At 55.2% G+C, this 18,007-nt stretch carries 14 protein-coding genes; 1 reads left to right on the forward strand and 13 read right to left on the reverse strand.

The features are described from left to right. Nucleotides 1-112 precede the first annotated feature (112 nt). The 9 genes from BI292_RS06435 to BI292_RS06470 all read right to left on the reverse strand — a co-directional run bounded on the left by BI292_RS06435 (nucleotide 113) and on the right by BI292_RS06470 (nucleotide 11,527). Nucleotides 113-1,102: a tetratricopeptide repeat protein gene (locus BI292_RS06435; protein ID WP_101207356.1), complete on the reverse strand. Its 990-nt coding sequence runs from the start codon at nucleotides 1,100-1,102 to the stop codon at nucleotides 113-115. Continuing rightward, nucleotides 1,099-1,743 carry a tetratricopeptide repeat protein gene (locus BI292_RS06440; RefSeq protein WP_256592621.1) on the reverse strand — a complete coding sequence of 215 codons (645 nt, stop codon included), beginning with the start codon at nucleotides 1,741-1,743 and terminating at the stop codon, nucleotides 1,099-1,101. The genes BI292_RS06435 and BI292_RS06440 overlap by 4 nt, the downstream gene beginning before the upstream one ends. A gap of 98 nt (nucleotides 1,744-1,841) precedes the next feature. Next, complete coding sequence (locus BI292_RS29105) at nucleotides 1,842-2,066, reverse strand: hypothetical protein (protein ID WP_256592622.1); 225 nt, start codon at nucleotides 2,064-2,066, stop codon at nucleotides 1,842-1,844. Between the two features lie 9 nt (nucleotides 2,067-2,075). Continuing rightward, nucleotides 2,076-2,945: a tetratricopeptide repeat protein gene (locus BI292_RS06445; protein ID WP_256592623.1), complete on the reverse strand. Its 870-nt coding sequence runs from the start codon at nucleotides 2,943-2,945 to the stop codon at nucleotides 2,076-2,078. A 110-nt stretch (nucleotides 2,946-3,055) separates the two neighbouring features. After that, nucleotides 3,056-4,024, reverse strand: a complete 969-nt coding sequence (locus BI292_RS06450) for a tetratricopeptide repeat protein (RefSeq protein WP_101207358.1) — start codon at nucleotides 4,022-4,024, stop codon at nucleotides 3,056-3,058. Between the two features lie 9 nt (nucleotides 4,025-4,033). Beyond that, entirely contained in the window at nucleotides 4,034-5,017 is a 984-nt protein-coding gene (locus tag BI292_RS06455) for a tetratricopeptide repeat protein (protein ID WP_256592624.1), read from the reverse strand. Nucleotides 5,018-5,028: 11 nt separating this feature from the next. Continuing rightward, nucleotides 5,029-8,592, reverse strand: a complete 3,564-nt coding sequence (locus tag BI292_RS06460) for a LysM domain-containing protein (protein WP_101207359.1) — start codon at nucleotides 8,590-8,592, stop codon at nucleotides 5,029-5,031. A gap of 29 nt (nucleotides 8,593-8,621) precedes the next feature. Next, nucleotides 8,622-9,488, reverse strand: a complete 867-nt coding sequence (locus tag BI292_RS06465; RefSeq protein ID WP_101207360.1) for a DUF4123 domain-containing protein — start codon at nucleotides 9,486-9,488, stop codon at nucleotides 8,622-8,624. Continuing rightward, nucleotides 9,479-11,527 (reverse strand): type VI secretion system tip protein VgrG, encoded by a 2,049-nt coding sequence (locus BI292_RS06470; RefSeq protein ID WP_101207361.1) that lies wholly within the window; start codon nucleotides 11,525-11,527, stop codon nucleotides 9,479-9,481. Before BI292_RS06470 ends, BI292_RS06465 begins: the two co-directional genes overlap by 10 nt. A gap of 374 nt (nucleotides 11,528-11,901) precedes the next feature. Between BI292_RS06470 and BI292_RS06475 the strand changes: the two genes are divergently transcribed. Beyond that, nucleotides 11,902-13,203: an OprD family porin gene (locus tag BI292_RS06475; protein WP_101207362.1), complete on the forward strand. Its 1,302-nt coding sequence runs from the start codon at nucleotides 11,902-11,904 to the stop codon at nucleotides 13,201-13,203. Nucleotides 13,204-13,255: 52 nt separating this feature from the next. Here BI292_RS06475 and BI292_RS06480 read toward each other — a convergent pair whose 3' ends face one another. The 4 genes from BI292_RS06480 to BI292_RS06495 all read right to left on the reverse strand — a co-directional run bounded on the left by BI292_RS06480 (nucleotide 13,256) and on the right by BI292_RS06495 (nucleotide 17,992). Beyond that, nucleotides 13,256-13,876, reverse strand: a complete 621-nt coding sequence (locus BI292_RS06480) for a hypothetical protein (RefSeq protein WP_092280982.1) — start codon at nucleotides 13,874-13,876, stop codon at nucleotides 13,256-13,258. A 166-nt stretch (nucleotides 13,877-14,042) separates the two neighbouring features. Beyond that, nucleotides 14,043-14,987, reverse strand: a complete 945-nt coding sequence (locus BI292_RS06485) for a carbohydrate kinase (protein WP_101207363.1) — start codon at nucleotides 14,985-14,987, stop codon at nucleotides 14,043-14,045. A gap of 13 nt (nucleotides 14,988-15,000) precedes the next feature. Beyond that, nucleotides 15,001-16,497 (reverse strand): xylulokinase, encoded by a 1,497-nt coding sequence (gene xylB / locus BI292_RS06490; protein ID WP_101207364.1) that lies wholly within the window; start codon nucleotides 16,495-16,497, stop codon nucleotides 15,001-15,003. Between the two features lies 1 nt (nucleotide 16,498). After that, the gene (locus BI292_RS06495; RefSeq protein ID WP_101207365.1) at nucleotides 16,499-17,992 is read right to left on the reverse strand and encodes a mannitol dehydrogenase family protein; all 1,494 of its coding nucleotides are present in this window, start codon (nucleotides 17,990-17,992) and stop codon (nucleotides 16,499-16,501) included. Between the last annotated feature and the right edge of the window lie 15 nt (nucleotides 17,993-18,007).

Genomic DNA, 18,007 nt, shown 5'->3' on the forward strand with positions numbered 1-18,007 from the left:
CATAGTTTGTCTGGGAAGAAAGAAAGCGGGCGGCGACTTGCTTTACACTCTGTCAAGAGTTTCTCGGTAGTAGGCATATAACCACGAAAACAAGATTTTTTAGCATGCGCGTTCAGCGGCTCAGCTTGAATGGGAAGAAGGAAAGGGGAGGATGTGTGTTTTTCCAGTTCGCTGCCAATTTTTGCGCTTCGTTTAATTGAGATTGGTCCAATTCTTTTTTGATCTTGGATATCACGTATTCGGCATCTTCCTTGGCTCCGCCGCCCCCGTCTAACTCCAGAAACAGCGATAACAACGCATATGATGTTACGTAGTCTGCGGAAAACCCAAACTCGCCATTTTTGCCAGCTAGATAATATCCATAATTAAAGAGGGCCTCCACGTATCCTGTAGCAGCAGCACGTTCTACCCAAACTCTGGCATTTGCAGCATCTTTTCTCTCTACGAGAATCGCGGCCATTCCACTCATTGCCCTTGGGTAGCCGTTTTGCGCAGAAGCCTTCATCCAATGTTCAACTGCTTCCGCTCTGCTGGAGGGTAGTACAAAAAATCCGCCACCTTCCAGGTATTCAGTGGCCAACAAGTATTGCGACAGTGGGTATCCATTCTCCGCAGATTGTACAAGCCATTGGTTTTTACCCGTAATCTCGTACAGTAAATACATAGATTCGGCTTTACCTTGTCCCGCTTGCTTTATTGCGAGGTACTCAGCCTGTTCAAGCCATTCTTTAGCCGTCTTTTTGCTCTTTGAACAGTTACCCATATTCATACACAGATCTTTGTCCATTCGACCAAGTCTGATCATTGAGTAAATATCGCCTTGCTTTGCGGAGTTCTCGTAGGCTGTTTTGGCGTCGTTATCTATATATTTTTTGTTTTTTCTGATCGCTTCGCCGAGATAGTACTGCGCCTCTGCATCCCCGTCTTCGGCAGCTTGTTTCAGATGAGGAAGAGCGGATCCGGCTTTAAATTGGTTGTAAAGCTGTATACCCCGGTCCTTCGCAGAGTGCTGCTCATTGGAAATTTGGGCGCGGGCTTGGAAAGAGATACCTGCCGAAAGTAGAAGGGCGTAACAAACTACTCTCAATGATTGCAGCTTCATAGTTTGTCTGGAAAATATGAAAGTGGCGGGTGTGTGGCTTTCCATTCTTTTGATATCTGCTTCGCTTGTTCGATCTGTTCAGGAGTCAATTTTTCAGATATTTCGGGCAATTTATCACTCGCATAATCATGCATGCCTCCGCCGCCGTCGAGTTCTAGGAGGCTGAAAATTAAAGCGTATGACTTTACCGGGTCGTAGGGGAACGCAAACTCGGAAGGTACTTTAGATAAATAAGAGCCGTATCCAAACACCGCACTAGCATATCCAGACTCGGCAGCTTTCTGGTTCCAGAACCTGAGTAAATCGAATTGTTTGTTACTAGCTAGAACTTCTACATATCCCATCATGCCCAAGGGATATCCACCTTCGGAAGACGCTTTCATTAGGCGCTCAACAGCTTCTGCTCTTTTTGAAGGAGGCAGAAAAAAACCTTTACCACTGCGGTAGGCAGTTGCCAGGCGATACTGCGCCAATGCGTATCCTGCCTCGGCAGATCGTTCAAGCCACTTGTCGTCACCACTTAAACGAAACATAAGATACATCGCCTCTGCATCGCCCTTCGACGCTGCTGCATGGGCTTTCTCCAGGGCGATTTGTTTCCACTCGGCAGGTGTTTTTTGTGCTGCGGGGCAATTTTTCATAGTGACGCAGAGATCGTCGCTACTCGCAGCAAGCCGGATCATTGAATATATATTGCCATCGAGGGCGGAGGCTTCGTATGCCCCTTGTGCCTCAGAAGTTATATGTTTCGATTTTCTAACAATTGCTTCGCCGAGAAATATTGAGCTTCCTGATCGCCGGCGTCGGCAGCAATTTTAAGCTTTGGAATAGCTAACGTTGTTTTGAATTGATTATAAAATACGAGCCCTTGTGCTTTTGCTGCCTGCTGGTCAGGCGTAAGCTCTGTCGCTAATGCTGAGAACGATAATGCTGTGAGAACCGTAATAAACCAATTTGCTCTCATTTCACGGCCTCACAGCTTATCTGGAAAAAAAGAGAGCGGCGGGTGAGTATCTGCCCATTCTTTTGCAAGCTCTGTCGCTTGTTCAATTTGTTCGGCCGTCATTTTTGCAGAGAGTTCAGGTAGCTTGGAATTCACCCGGTCCAACATTCCGCCACCGCCGTCTAACTCTCGGAGCAGGCTCAGTAAGGCGTAGGAGTTGACGGGATCATAAGTGAAACCGAACTCTGAGGTTTCCTGACTCAAGTAGTAACCATAGCCAAATACCGCTATCGCGTATCCGGCTTCTGCCGCTTTTTTACTCCAATACCTAAACCCTTGGTAATCGTTTTTCTCTGCCAGAATTGCGCCGTATTCAAGCATTGCTTTAGGATAGCCGCCTTCCGCAGATGCTTTCATCAAGGCCTCGATAGCCTCAGCTCTGCGAGATGGCAATAAAAAGTGACCATGCCCTTGGCGATACATTATTCCTAAAAAATACTGCGAAAAAACATAACCATTCTCCGCAGATTTTTCTAACCATTTATCATCGCCGGTAACTCGGTACTTTAAGTACATAGCCTCTGCGCTTCCTTCCGCAGATCGGGCGCTAGCGGCATCCAAAGCCATCTTCCCCCATGCGCCGGGCTCTTTCCGAGTCTTTGAACAATTTTTCATCGCTACGCAGAGATCATTTTTCTCTCCTGCGAGCCGGATCATTGAGTAGATATCGCCTTGCAGAGCCGCTGATTCATATGAGCTCACTGCTTCAGCAGTCATATATTTATTGTTTGTACGAATAGCTTCACCCAGATAGTACTGCGCCTCTGCATCTCCACCTTCGGCAGCATGTTTCAGATCTGGCAGCGCGGATACGGCTTTGAACTGATTATAGAGTTCCAAACCCCGGACCTTCGCAGACTGCTGCTCGTCGGACATTTGTGCGCTAGCTTGGAAAGATAGGCCTGCCGAAAGTAAAAGGGCGTAACAAACCGCTCTCAATGATTGCAGTTTCATAGTTTGTCTGGGAAGTATGAAAGCGGTGGGTGTGTTTTTTTCCACTCCACAGACATTTGTGTAGCTTGAGCTATTTGCTCAGATGTGAGCTTAGGTGCTATTTCTGCTAGCAAATCCTTAGCGAATTCCTTTACGCCTCCACCGCCATCTAACTCCAGTAGAGTGGAGATGATTGCGTAGGATTTGACTGGGTCATAGGGAAATCCGATTTCTGACGGGTTTTTTGCGAGATATGATCCATACCCGAATACAGCCTCTGTATATCCAGACTCAGCGGCTTTTTGATACCAGAATCTAACAGCTTCATAATCTTTTTTTGCGGCAATTAATTCTACATAAGCCATCATTCCTGGCGGATATCCACCTTCGGCAGACGCCTTCATCAATTGCTCAACGAGATCTGACCGGCTAGAGGGCAGAAGGAAAAAGCCTTTTCCGTCACGATATCCTGTTCCTAAGTAATACTGCGCAAAGGCATACCCGCTATCGGCCGACTTTTTCAACCACTTGTCGTCCCTGGTGAGTCGAAACATCAAGTACATAGCTTCTGCTTTTCCGTCAGAAGATTCTTGTTCCGCTGCCTCTAATGCAATCTTGCGCCATTCACCAGGATTTTTTTGCCCTGCTGGGCAATTATTCATAGCAACGCAAAGGTCGTTTTTGTTCCAAGAAAGTCTGACCATTGAATATATGTTGCCTTGTAATGCAGACGCTTCGTACGCAGCGCTCGCCTCAGAAGTCATATATTTCGATTTTCTAACAATTGCTTCGCCGAGATAATATTGAGCTTCCTGATCGCCGGCGTCGGCAGCAATTTTAAGCTTTGGAATAGCTAACGTTGTTTTGAATTGATTATAAAATACAAGGCCTTGTGTTTTTGCTGCCTGTTGGTCAGGCGTAAGCTCTGTCGCTAATGCTGAGAACGATAATGCCGTGAGAAACGTAATAAACCAATTTGCTCTCATTTCACGGCTTCACAGCTTATCTGGGAAAAAAGAGAGCGGCGGGTGAGTATCTGCCCATTTTTTTGCGAGCTCTGTCGATTGTTCAATTTGTTCGGCCGTCATTTTTGCAGAGAGTTCAGGCAGCTTAAAATTCACTAAATCTACCATCCCTCCACCACCATCTAACTCTAGTAGCACAGAGAGTAACGCGTACGAGTTGATTGGGTCGTAGGTAAAACCGAATTCTGATTTTTCTTCACCTAAGTAAGAGCCATAGCCAAATACTGCTACCGCATATCCTGCTTCTGCCGCTTTTTTATTCCAATACCTAAACCCTTGGTAATCGTTTTTCTCTGCCAGAATTGCGCCGTATTCAAGCATTGCTTTAGGATAGCCGCCTTCTGCAGACGCTTTCATTAAGCCTTCAATAGCCTCAGCTCTGCGAGATGGCAATAAAAAGTGACCATGCCCTTGGCGATACATTATTCCTAAAAAATACTGCGAAAAAACATAACCATTCTCCGCAGATTGTTCTAACCATTTATCATCGCCGGTAACTCGGTACTTTAAGTACATAGCCTCTGCGCTTCCTTCCGCAGCGCGGGCGCTAGCGGTATCCGACGCCATTTTTCCCCACTCGCCAGGCTCTTTCCGAGTCTTTGAGCAATTTTTCATTACTACGCAGAGATCATTTTTCTCTCCGGCGAGCCGGATCATTGAGTAGATATCGCCTTGCAGAGCCGCTGCTTCGTATGAGCTCACTGCTTCAGCAGTCATATATTTATCGTTTGTACGAATAGCTTCACCTAGATAGTATTGCGCCTCTGGATCACCCGCATCAGCTGCAATTTTAAGTTTAGGTTTCGCGGAAATCGCTTTGTATTGATTATAAAGTTCGATCCCTCGCGTTTTGGCGGCGAGCTGATCTTGCGATAATTCGGCCTGCGCTCGTGCGGAACAAAAAAATACGCACAGTACAAAGAAAAGCGTAGATGAAGATTTTAAGTATCGCAATGCCTTGCTCCTCATGTTCCGATATATTTCATGGAGCTTACTGGGTTGTAACTATTTTGATGCAGGTCGAGCTTGCACAGTCCGTCCATCCGCTGCCCCAGTTTTCTAACATTTGTTTTATACATTGTTCTGAACGTTTCGCCATCCGTTCTCGTCATCCGGAGAACTGCCTCAGACATAAAAGTATCTAATTTGTGTTTGTTTTCACAATAATCCTGGCCTGGATTATTACCTTTGATACCAAACTTATTCATTGATTTGCAGGCGTCTTCAAACTGCTGTTGGGCGAGGGGAAGAGTTTCAGAACTCGAGCTTTCTGTCGCGATCCAGTTGATTATTCTGCTGATTGCTTGCTGTTGCAGCAAAAACGCTTCATCTCTGTTGTATTCTTGTTTTACGTCTTCAGATGAGCTTTCGCTGGCACTAACTGTAGTTACGGAGAATTCCTCCGGCCTCGAAATAAGAGTCAAGAGAATTGGGCCCAATGCTTCAGGGGTGGCTTCCACAAACCACCTTTTCAGCTCCTCTTGATTTTGATATCGCACAATCGTGTCAGCAATCACTCCCCCCTTGCCACCACTCATCATCGCTTCATACAGACTCATAATGGCATCCACTCCCATCATGTAGACCATGGTGACATCTAGACCGATTGCGCCAAGTGCATTTAGGCTGGATGCCTGCTCAGCCGCCTCCGGCGTAATCCAGCTAATCGCCTTGCCTTTCGCTTTGTACAACTCCCGACGATAAATATTAATCAGCTCTACAACCGCTTCATAACCCACTTCAAATTTGAAACTGCCACTTGCTCCCGGGCCGAGGACGACGGTGGCTTTGAGGTTGAGGATGAATTTACCTTTGTCGAGGGATACACCCGCGTTGCCTTGCAGGCCTGCGCCGTAGGCCGCGCCCAAGGAACCGCTGAGGTTGGCCAGCGTTAGCCATTGGCTGGCGCTGGTGGCTTCTTCCTTGTTGTTGATTCCAGTGGAAGGCCCGGCGCGCAGTGCGGCGAGTTCTTTGGGTGGGGCCCAGTTCAGGGCGCCGGTCAGTTCGATGCCTGCTTGTACGCCGGCAAACAGATTGAAGCTGGCTTTCATGCCATCTTCGATCTGGATGTTGGCCGCTCGGCCCGACATAACTTGCCCGCTCGATTTAGTGTCGACGGCGGTCATTGCCTTGGATTGGTATTGCAGGTCCGGGGTGGGGCTGGTGTCGCCAGCGGTCACTTTGGCGGCAACTTTGTCTTCATGGTCTTTGCGTTCGGCCTTCGCTGCGGCGTCTTCACGTTGCGCCGGTTTGACGGCACTGAGTGTCGCGCCGTATTTGGTGTTGCCCGTTATAGGCGCAAGTTCGATGCTGCCGGCAAGCATCAGCGATGCGCCGGCGTAGCCCCAGGCGCGGGCGCCGAAGTGGAAGGACATGCGACCCAGGTTCATGACCTGCACCTGAGGATTACCTTCGAGGTAGTAATCCACGGTCACGTCCTTGGCGTTGGCCCGCGTTGGCATGTCGACCTTCAGCAGTTCAACTTCACCGCGCGCCAGGTCAAAGCTCAGTGATGCGCTGGCGGATGCCTGGAAACCTTCGGCTGCGGAGTAGGAGGGGCCTTCGGTTTTTACTTCGCCGTGCAATCTTTTCTGCGGCGGCGCCAGGCAGCGAACAAATTGCGCCTGTGGGCTTTTGTCGAAAAGCCGGACTTCGCCACGAACACTCTTTTTGAACACCACTTGCTTGAGGTGCTCGCCCCATTCCTGGCGGGCTCCGGCGTCTTCAAGTTCAGTGACCTTGTAACCTTTACTGCCGAGAAAACTGTAGAACTTCTCGATGCTGAACCAGCCGTTGGCATCAAACCAATCGCCAACCTGATCACCGATTCTTAGTGCGCCCTGACTTTCCAGCCATTGCGCGAAGGTCTTTTGTGCACTGTTCTTGGCTGCGCCACCGTCACCATTCTTTGGAATGTTTTCAACTTTCTTGAGACTTTCCTTAAGCTTGTCGGCGGATTTTTTCAGGTCTTCGGCGACCAGCTTCGGCACTTCTTTAATGTTGAGCAGACTGAACCATTTTAATGGCGCGCCATTCGCGCCCACGGTACTGACTTCTCGCAAAGGGAAGCCATCTTTCACGAGACGGTCAATCGGTTGCGGTTCGAATTGTTCCGGCTCCCACAGCAAGTGGCGTCGAATTTTGTCTGCAGCAACTTTTTGCTTGGCCTTTTCGTGCAATCCCTGTTTGACGACTTGCAGACGATCCCACTCGAGACGTTCAGCCTCGACCAGCCCTGCGGGCGCTTGGGCATTCTGACCGGTCGCTTCAATCCAGTTTTTGTACTTTTCACGCAGCCGTTTGTTGATATCAGACTGACGAGTTTCAGTGTCGAGGTACAACTTGAACTGCTCGACACCAGAAGTGATGTCACCGCCGCTGATCAACGCGTACTCGGGCAGGGCGATGCCGTACTCGGCCACTTTGATGATGGCGTCGGTGTATTCGTGATAAGCAAACGAAGGCGCTTCGCTATTCTTCCAGGCGATGTAAGCGTAGGTGTCACCCTCGCAAGTTCTCATGCAGGTCTGCAGCTCATCGCGCTTTTTCTTGTCTGTTTCCAGCAGCTTGGCGATCTCTTCCCGTGGCACGGGCTTGATGCCATCCGCCTCGATCAGCGCTTTGCGTTTTTCCAGATAATTCTGCACCCGAGCGCGGGCTTCGATGGCCTCGGGAGCGAACACGGTGCCGTTTTCGTAACTGAAGCCTTTTGCTTGCGCTGCGGCGATAGCGACCCTCTTCAGGGCTAACCACTCGCTTCGCAACTTATGCAGATCGCCATAATCATTACGAATGCGGTTTTGCGCATCGATATCCGCCTGAAGTTGATCCATGCGCGAGCGTTGAGGATCGGCTTTCGGCGCCTCAGCTTTGGGCGCGTCTTTCTCTTGAGCGCGTTTCGCCTCTTGCCGACTACGAAGGACCATCCCCGGGTCCATTTCGATATTCGGTTCCTGCGCTTCAATTTCTTCCATTCGCTGGCGCTGTTCGCCCTCGAGGAAATTGCTCAGTTTTGGCTCGAGGAAGTAGCTCAACAAGCCACTTTTGTCCAAACCCTTGAGGCGTTCATCGCGGGATTTGCTCGGTGCAATCTGGTTTTCCAGCGTATGCATGGCCTCCTTCATGGAAGAGGCTGCGCGCTCAGGCAACAACCAGAACTCTTCTTCGTCGGTTGCGTAAATCGCTGTGCCATACGTGTTGTCGCAGGGCTTGGGTTGATCCTTGAAGCCTGGTGCGCACGCGGTTTCGAAGACTTTTGCCGGGCCCAGGTCGATAGGCTTGGGCGCCGCCTCGCTCGCGCCTTCAGCCTTTGGCGGCGGTGCCAATGGCGACGGCGGCGTTGCGGCGGGCGTTGCTGCCGCGGAGGTCTGGTCGATGCTTGGGACACTCAGATTCCAACCCGGCATGATCACGTCCGGGTAGCGAATAAAAGGGTTCATCTTGCGTAGTTGCGCAAGGTTGGTTTTGTAGCGAACGGCAATTTCGCTGAGGGTTTCATCAAGAACGACGGTGTGATTGGTGATTTCCATGGTGCTTCCGTTCTGTTGTTGCGTCGGGTTCATTGGGGATTGGCCGATGCGATCTGCATCAACTTCTCAACCTTGATGAACGACTCTTCCCTGGATTGCAGGATGGCTACGGCTTCTGGCCGCGTTTCAAGCAAAGGCCCGTCGACGACGGAGGCGAGCTTGAGTAAATGTTCACCTTCGTAGATGTTGCTCTGCAGCAAAAGGTCCAGGTTCGCGGCAATGTCATTAATACGCTCGTCAGCCGGTTCCCCGAATGCGGCATATTGCTCATCGACCCAGTACAACCAGCCCAGTCGCGCTTGAATCGTTGCGGCGTTGTCGGGAAGGTTGAATGCCGCGCCGTCCCCCAGCCACTTCAGCGGCGAGTTGGCTGTCCACGACAACCACGCGCCGCGTTCTTTGCCGAAGTGGCTGGGCGCAGGGCTGTAGACCGTTTGCCAAGGCCCGAACAATTGCACCGAGGTTTCGCCCGCGGTGTAGGCCAGCGCGGCCCACAGACTCGGTTTGTGATAGCTCAACAGACTCTGACCGCCAGAGCCGTCATTGGCGCGCAATAACCAGCGCGCATGGGCGAGGGCTTTTTCGGCATCTTCTGCCGTCAGGGCAATGCCTGCGTGGTTTTCTTCGCACAACCGCGTGGCTTCGGCCGCCAGGCGACTGCCCCAGGGCGCGGTCAGCCAGACCGGGCCTTCGTCGGCGATGTCGGCGAAATCGGTGGTGGTGAACAAGGCCTGGGCGTTCATCGGTTCGCCGATGCGGTACAACCGGGACATCGCCTCCGGTTGCCGATTGCGGTCGATGATAAAACACAGCACCTGGCTGGACGGTTCGCGTGGCAACGACTCGAAGGCGTAACGAGGCGCGGCCAGCAGGGTGTTCATCGCGGTTACATGCATGTGCAATCCTTACGGGTGCAAGCACCGTTGCTCTGTTTGCCGCACAACGGCGTGATCCCGGACTCGTTGAGGCGGCTCGGCAGCGGCGCCTTGCCGGCGACATCCGCATCGGCGACTTTCATCGGTCCTGGCAGCAATGGCGCGGCAGGCGTGCCTGAACCCGGTCCGCCACCAGAGTTGACCTTGACGGTGGCGCCACTGATCGTCACGCCCCCAGCATCCACCTTCACAAAGCTACCGCCAGCCTTGGCCGTCAGCTCCATGCCACCCTCGACCACCACCTTTTCCCCGGCGTGGTAGTGAATCTCGGTTCCGGCCTCGACAAACTGCGCCGTTCCGACCTTCACATGCTGGGTCACGGCCACGGTCAGGTGATCATCGGCGCGGATTTCGCTCTTGCGGTCCAAGTGCGTTATGCGGTGTTCTTCAACCTTGAACTCGCTGTAAACATTCGCTTCGACGGTGTCGTGCCGCTCGTTGCCGATGCGGATTTTCTGGTCGTGCTCGATGTTTTCGTCCCAGTCGCGCTGGGCGTGCAGGTAGATCTGTTCCGCGCCTTTCTTGTCTTCGATGCGAAACTCGTTGTACCCCTTGCCGCCCGGGGAACTGAGGGTTTTGAAGGTGCTGCGGGTTTTGTTCGCCGGGAGGTCGTAGGGGACGACGTTTTCCTTGTGGTACAGGCAACCGGTGACCAGCGGCTGGTCGGGGTCGCCTTCCATGAACGACACCAGCACTTCCATGCCGACGCGCGGGATGGCGATGCCGCCGTAGGCATTGCCGGCCCAGCCGGTGGCGACGCGCAGCCAGCACGAGGTGGTGTCGTTGGCCTGGCCGTCGCGGTCCCAGTGGAATTGCACTTTGACCCGGCCGTACTGGTCGGTGTGGATTTCTTCGCCCGCCGGGCCGGTGACGATGGCGGTCTGGCTGCCAAGGATTTTCGGTTTCGGGTGTTCGAGGGCAGGGCGGAAATGCGCGTCCCATGGGGTGGCGAGGAAGCGGTTGCGGTAGCCCTGATGGAAATCGTCTTTGTTGTGGGTGACGTCGCTGGTGACGTTTTCGCCGAGCACTTGCGGCTGTTTGCCTTCGTGGACCACTTCCAGCAGCAGCCAGAGGTCGTTCCACTCGGCGCGCGGGTGTTCACTCAGGGCCAGGAAATGGCCGCTGACCAAGGTCGGTTGATCACCTTTGCCTTCGGCGAGTTTGTAGTCGCTGCGGTGGCGCTCGAGGGCGCGGGTCGCCAGTTGCTTACCGCGCTCGCGGTCGGTGAAGCGGCCGGGGTAGTCGTAGTCTTCGAGTTCCGGTTCGAACTCGGTCTTGGCCGAGCCTTCGGGGAGGATGCGCGGTTTCTCGAAGTCGTAGTCGCGACGGCTGACGCGCGTGGTGCGGGTTTCCAGGCGCAGGTTGAAGCGTTTGATCACCGGATTTTCGGCGGCCATGCCGGAGTCTTGCTGGTAGCTCACGGGCGCGAGTTTGCGGAAGACCGTCTGGTCATCGCCGAACACCAGTTTGTGGCCGCTGGCCGAGTGCTGGAAGTGGAAGTGAATGCCTTCTTCTTCGCACAGGCGCTGGATGAAATCGAGGTCGGACTCGTCGTACTGCACGCAGTAGTCGCGTTCCGGGTAGATCGCGCCGAGCTGGAAGCTATACGCGTCGGACAGGATGCCGCGTGCTTCGAGGACCTGGCCGATGATCTTCGGCACCGTCAGATGCTGGAAGATTTGCTGGTCGTGGTTGTGTCGCAGATAGGCGAGTTGCGGCACCAGGCTGATGCTGTAACGGGTGAGCTTTTTGCCGGAGTCGCCTTGCTCGATGCGATAGACCTGGCCGTGGATGATGCCTTCGCCGGTGACGCCGAAGGTCAGGCTGCCGGGCTTGTGCAGCAGCTCTTCGAGTTTCAGGTCGGGGCGCGCGCTGACCAGTTCGATGTCGAAACAGAACGGTTGGTTGAGGGCTTCGCGACCGACGAAACTGAGCACTTGCAGGTCAGCGGAAACACCTTCCAGCGTGAGGGAGATATGGGTTGCGTTCGCGTCCAGCATGCCTTGAATTCCGTCCTTTGAATAAGCTGGGGCGGATGGTGCAGGATTAAGCGGGCTCGTTCAAGGCGCAAATGCCATATCCAGACACGGCCTCGCACATAGGGAAAACCCTGATAGGAACGGTTTGGGCCAATGATTACGCGGTCGGCGCACACATCCCGGAACGATTTCGGCCGTTATGAAACATGCTGGCGATTCAGAACTATCGGTCACTTTCAGACTAAAGTCGCCTTCAGCCGATAAAAGCCTTCTGCCATCATTGCTCATCACCCCGTGTGTTCATTTCACTCTGGCCGGTTATCGGTCCAGGGCGGAAGCTATTTTCTGGCTTATTGCGCCTTGCGCAAACGCTGCACTGTTGGAGCTTTTTTTTCATGCGTCCCCCATTTCCCCTCACCACCGCGCGCCAGTCACTCGGCTTCGGCGCTTTAGTGCTGTGCGCCGGTTTTACCGCGCCGGTTCAGGCCAGCGGTTTTATCGACGACACCACGGCGAAAATCGAATCGCGCACGGTGTATTTCAACCGCGATTTTCGTGATGGGCACACCAGTAACGACCAAGGCGCCTCCAAGCGTGAAGAGTCGGCGCAGGGTTTTATTCTCAATTTGCAATCGGGTTACACCGAAGGCCCAGTAGGTTTGGGCATCGATGCAATCGGCATGTTTGGACTCAAACTGGATTCCAGCGCCGACAGCAGCAACAGTGGTTTGCTGCCATCTAGCGGCGAGAACCCGCGCGGTTCGAAAGACCAGTACGCCAAACTTGGCTTGACCGCCAAAGTGCGTGTATCGCAAAGCGTGTTGAAGTACGGCGCACTGTTACCCGACGTGCCATTGCTCAAATACAACGACGGCCGATTGCTGCCGACGATGTTCAACGGCGCAATGCTCACCTCAAAAGAAGTCAAAGACCTGACCTTTATGGCGGCGCGGCTGGACCAGTACACCGCGCGGGATTCGACCGATTCCCAAGACATCCGCGTGCACTGCAAGAACAAGCGTTACGCCTGTAACACCACGGCTGACCACTTCGATATGGTTGGTTTCGATTACAAGATCAATGATCGCCTGACCGCGCAATATCACTACGCCGAGCTCGAAGACATTTATCGCCAGCACTTTGTCGGGTTATTGGCCAATCAAGCGTTGGCTGGCGGCGTGCTGAAAGCGGATCTGCGGGTATTGAAAAGTGCCGACAGCGGCGACGCGCGCGCGGGCTCTATCGATAACCGCGCGTTGAGCGGCATGTTGGCTTACGCGATCAGTGGCCACACGTTCAGCGCCGGTTGGCAGCGCATGAATGGCGACAATTCGATGCCGTACCTGGATGGCACTAATCCGTATTTGGTCAACTACGTGCAAGTCAACGACTTCGCCGCCGCGCAAGAGCGTTCGTGGCAAGTGCGTTATGACTATGACTTCAAGGCCATCGGCATTAACGGTTTGAGTTTCCTGACCCGCTATGTGAACGGGGATCACATCAAAGTGCTCGGCAGTGAGCAGGAGGGTAAAGAGTGGGAACGCGACAGCGAACTCAAGTACGTGGTGCAGAGCGGGACGTTCAAGGACGTCAGCGTGCGTTTGCGTAACGCGACGTACCGGACTAACTACCAAAAGTTTGCCCGCGACGTGGATGAAACGCGGGTGATCTTCAGTTACAACTTTTCGGTGTTGTGATTCACGCGCCTTTGCAGGAGCTACTTGTTGCAGCTCCTGCGAAGGTCAGGTTTTACAGCCAATGCCAGAACCGGCTCCAGAAGCCGCGATTCAAATCTTCCTTGCAGCCTGCGTATTGCCGCGCATAAAGGTCTGAGCGACCTTTGACAATGCCGGCGGTATTCATCAGCCACGCTTTGCTGGCGTAGGTTTTATTGCGATAGCCGCCCCAGCCTTCGTGGTAGTTGAGGTATTGGCCGTACGCATCGTATTTGTAGACGCCATTGATGGTGGCGGTTTTGTCCATGTACCAGCCAACGAAGTCGATGGCGTCATCGAAATCTTCGCGGTCGGCCCAGTTGCGGCCGGTGCTCTTCTGGTAGTCGGACCAGACCTCATCCTTGGCTTGCGCATAACCCGACGCGGTCGACACCCGGCCCCACGGGATGATCCAGAGCAGATATTTGCGCGGTGTCTTGGCGTTGTGACGGTAGCCGGACTCTTGGTACATGATCGCGAACGGCACCTGGATCGGCACGCCCCAGCGTTTTTGCGTGACTTGTGCGGCGTCGTACCAGTCGCTCTTTTCCCGAAAGATTTCGCAGATATCGTTCGGCGAGCGAGGGGGCGAGGTGCCGCAACCGGCCAGCAACGTCGTGAGTAACAAAAGTCCAGCCGTTAGCCTTGCGTTCAAAAGCCCGTCTTCCTGAGATGCGCGGAGAAAGGGCGCTAGTTTACACATGCCGGTGTCAGATCGATGGCATTCGCGGGCAAGCCTCGCTCCTGCAGGGTTTGTGTCGGTCGTAAGAACGGCGTTAATCCCGTAGGAGCGAGGCTTGCCCGCGAAGAGGTCCGCGGCTTTAGCGCAATTCCAACTGATGCCGATACGGCAAATCCGGCCCAGTCTTGCCGCACGTCAGCGCCGCCGCTTGCACGGCAAACTTGAGCATGGCGTCGATCTGCTCACGGCTCAGGCGCTGCACGCCGTCCACCGAGTCCAGTTGCTGTTCGGTCAGCCAGGTAATCAGCGCAGCCTGGAAGGTATCGCCAGCGCCGACGGTATCGGCAATCGTCACTGAACACGCCGGCACCGACCACGAGCCATGCGCCCGGCTGAACACGCTCGCGCCTTCGCCGCCACGGGTCAGGAACACCAATTGGCAGCGGTGGGTCAGCCAGCTTTCGATCACCCGCTGCGGATCCTGCTCGGGGTACAGCAGGCTCAAATCTTCGTCGCTGACCTTGATCAGGTCGGCCAATTCGACCAGCTCGGCGATCCGTGAGCGCCACAGGTCGATGTTTGGCTCGGGGTTCAAGCGCACGTTCGGGTCGAGGCTGATCAGGCGTTTGCCGCTTTCGCGGCCGACCAGTGCGAGCAGCGTATCGGCAATCGGCTGGACCACCAGCGAGAATGATCCGATGTGCAAACCGCGCACCTGCGGCCCGAGTTCCGGCAGGTGTTCGAGGCGCAATTGCCGATCCGCGCAGCCTTCACCGCGAAAGCTGTAGTGCGGCGAGCCGTTGGCGCCAACCGCGACCATCGCCAGGGTAGTCGGCGCGGCGAAGTCCACCAGGTAATCCGCGCGCACGCCTTCTTCCTGCAACACCTGTTGCAAACGGCGGCCGAGGTAGTCGGTGGACAGCCCGGCAAACAGCGCAGAGTCCACGCCCAAGCGGCGCAAACCCACCGCAACGTTGAACGGCGAACCGCCGGCAATCGCCTTGAAATTCACTTTTGAAGCCAGACCGCTGGCATCGTCTTCGCTGAAGAAATCGAACAGCGCTTCGCCACACACCAGATACATAATTGTTCGCTCTTTAAAGGGTTGCGACATGCTGTTGATAGCGTTCGTAGGCCTGCTGCGCCGCCGCAACGTTGGCGGCAATCGGCAGGGTTTCGCTGGCCGGGTCGAGTTTCACGCAGCGTTCGCACAGTTCGGCCAGCCTGCTTGCGTCGCCGTTTGCCGAGGCGTGGCACCACGCCGCTTGAATCGACGCGCCGAGGGCCGCCGCTTCGCTTTGTTCGGTGCAGATCACCGGGGTGTTCATGATATCGGCGACGATCTGCCGCCACACCGGGCTCTTGGAGCCGCCACCGATCAAACAAATGCTGCGGCTTTGTAAGCCATTTTGGCGTAGCAGGTCCAGCCCGTAACGCAACCCGAAGGTTGTGCCTTCGACCGCCGCGCGACACAAATTGGCTTCGGTCAGGTTGGTCATGGTCAGCCCCAGCAGGCTGCCGGTGGCGTGGGGCAGGGCGGGCACGCGTTCGCCATTGAGGAACGGCAACATGCACACGCCGTCCGCGCCAATCGGCGCTTGTTCGACCCGTTCGTTGAAGCGCTCGATGTCCAATTCGAACAACTCGCGAATCACCCCAGTGGCGTTGGTCAGGTTCATCGTGCAGATCAACGGCAACCAGCCGCCGCTGGAGGAACAGAACGTCGCGACCGAAGCGTCCGAGCTGACTGTTGGATGTTCGGAATAGGCATAAACGGTGCCGGAGGAGCCGAGGCTCATGGTGATCGCGCCGGGCTGAATATTTCCGGTGCCGATTGCGCCCATCATGTTGTCGCCGCCGCCGCTAGCGATCAGTGCGTGCGGGTTGATCCCGAGCTGTGCGGCGATGCCCGGCAGGATCGTGCCGACCGGCTGGTGGGCGTCGATCAACTCCGGCAGCGCCGCCTCCAGGCGACCGCTGGGGTCGATCTCGCGCAATATCTGCAAGTCCCATTGGCGCGTGCGCACGTTGAAATAACCGGTGCCCGAGGCGTCGCCGTATTCGCTGCAACTGCGGCCCGTCAGCCAATAGTTGAGGTAATCGTGCGGCAGCAGAATCCGCGCGATACGGGCAAAAATGTCCGGGTGTTGTTCTTTGGTCCAGAGCAGTTTCGACACCGTGTAACCGGGCGCGATGACCACGCCGAGGCGTTCGAGCGAACCGGATTCGCCACCGAGATTGGCCAGCAGCCGATCGTTCTCCGGGGTCGATTCTGTGTCACACCAGAGCTTGGCCGGGCGCAAGACCTGGCTTTCGCCGTCGAGCAGGACCAAGCCGTGTTGCTGCCCGGAAACGCCGACGCCGAGGATATCTTGGCCATCGACATTGGCCGCGAGCAGGGCGCGGCGGGTGGCGAGGGCGAAGGCTTCCAGCCATTGGCTGGTGTCTTGCTCGCGCCGACCGTTGGCGCCGCTGATCAGCGTGTGCGCCGCCGCGCCGAGGCCCAGCACCTGACCGTTGACGGCGTCGAGGATGATCGCTTTGGTGCCTTGAGTGCCGCAGTCGATGCCGAGGAATAGTTGTTGGTTTGCCATGTCATGACCCTGCCGAAGATCGTTCGGCCAGCACCCGTTCCAACGTCTGCGTCACACCGACCTCACGCAAGCTGTTACAGCACCATTCAAACGCCGCGACAAACTCCGGCGAATTGGCGATCGCCGTGCCGAAAATATCTTCGACCGCCAGCAAGCGCTGGGTGATCAACGCATCATCAGCGACCAGTGCCTGACAAAAAGTCGCCCGTGGATCAGGAATCGAATAGGTCACGCCGTTCTCATCGACACCTTTCAAATACAGCGCCCAAGCCGCAACCACCAACGCCGCACGCTTGGTTTCCTGGCCATCGGCGATCAAACGATTGACCGTCGGCACGGTGAATTTCGGAAACTTCGACGAGCCGTCCGAACACACGCGCTCCAGTTGATCGGCAATCGCCTGATTGGAAAACCGCGCCACCAGAGTGTTTTTGTACTCGGTCAGGTCAATGCCCGGCACCGGCGCCAGTTGCGGCGTGACGTCGAGGTCCATGTAAGCGCGCATGTAGCGCACAAACAGCGGGTCGTTCATGGTTTCGTGGACGAAGCGGTAACCCTTCAGAAAACCCAGATACGTCAGGGCCAGATGACTGCCGTTGAGCAGTTTGATTTTCATCTCTTCATAAGGCGTGACGTCGTCGGTGAACTGCACGCCCACCTTCTCCCACGCCGGGCGGCCGTTGACGAATTTGTCTTCGAGCACCCATTGCACAAACGGCTCGCACACCACCGGCCAAGCGTCGTCGACCGCGTGTTTGTCGTGCAATTGCAGTTTGTGCTCGGTGCTGGTCATCGGCGTGATGCGGTCGACCATCGCGTTGGGAAAACTGACGTTTTGCTCGATCCAGTCCCGCAGATCGCCATCGCGCAGGGCGGCGAACGCCAGCAGTGCCTTGCGGGTGACGGCGCCGTTGTGCGGCAGGTTATCGCACGACATCAAGGTGAACGCGGGCGTCCCGGCGGCGCGGCGTTTGGCCAGCGCGGCGCAGAGGAAACCAAACACGGTATTCGGCGCGTCCGGGTGCGCCAGATCGTGCTGGATTTGCGGCAAGTGCGCCATGAACTCGCCGTTGCTGTCGTCGATGCAATAGCCGCCTTCGGTGATGGTCAGCGAGACGATGCGAATCTGCGGATCGGCGAGTTTGTCGATCAACGCCTCGGCGCTGTCCTCGGCGAGCAGCATGTCGCGAATGGCGCCGATCACCCGTACTTCGGTGTCATCGCTGTCGCCGAGCTCGAACAGGGTGAACAGGTAATCCTGCTCTTTAAGATCGTCGCGAGCGCGGCGGTCTTCGGCGCGCAGGCCGACGCCGCAAATCGCCCAGTCGAGGCCTTCGCCGGTGTTCATCAGTGCATCGGTGTAATACGCCTGATGCGCGCGGTGGAAACCGCCGACGCCGATGTGCGCAATGCCTTGGCGCGTGTCGCCCAGCGCGTAGGCGGGCAGCGCCACTTCGGCAGCGAGGCGGTTGAGATTGTGTTTATTGAGTTTCATCACAGGCTCTCTAAA

The sequence above is a fragment of the Pseudomonas sp. 43NM1 genome, assembly GCF_002836905.1.
GTDB classification, from domain to species: Bacteria; Pseudomonadota; Gammaproteobacteria; order Pseudomonadales; family Pseudomonadaceae; genus Aquipseudomonas; species Aquipseudomonas prosekii.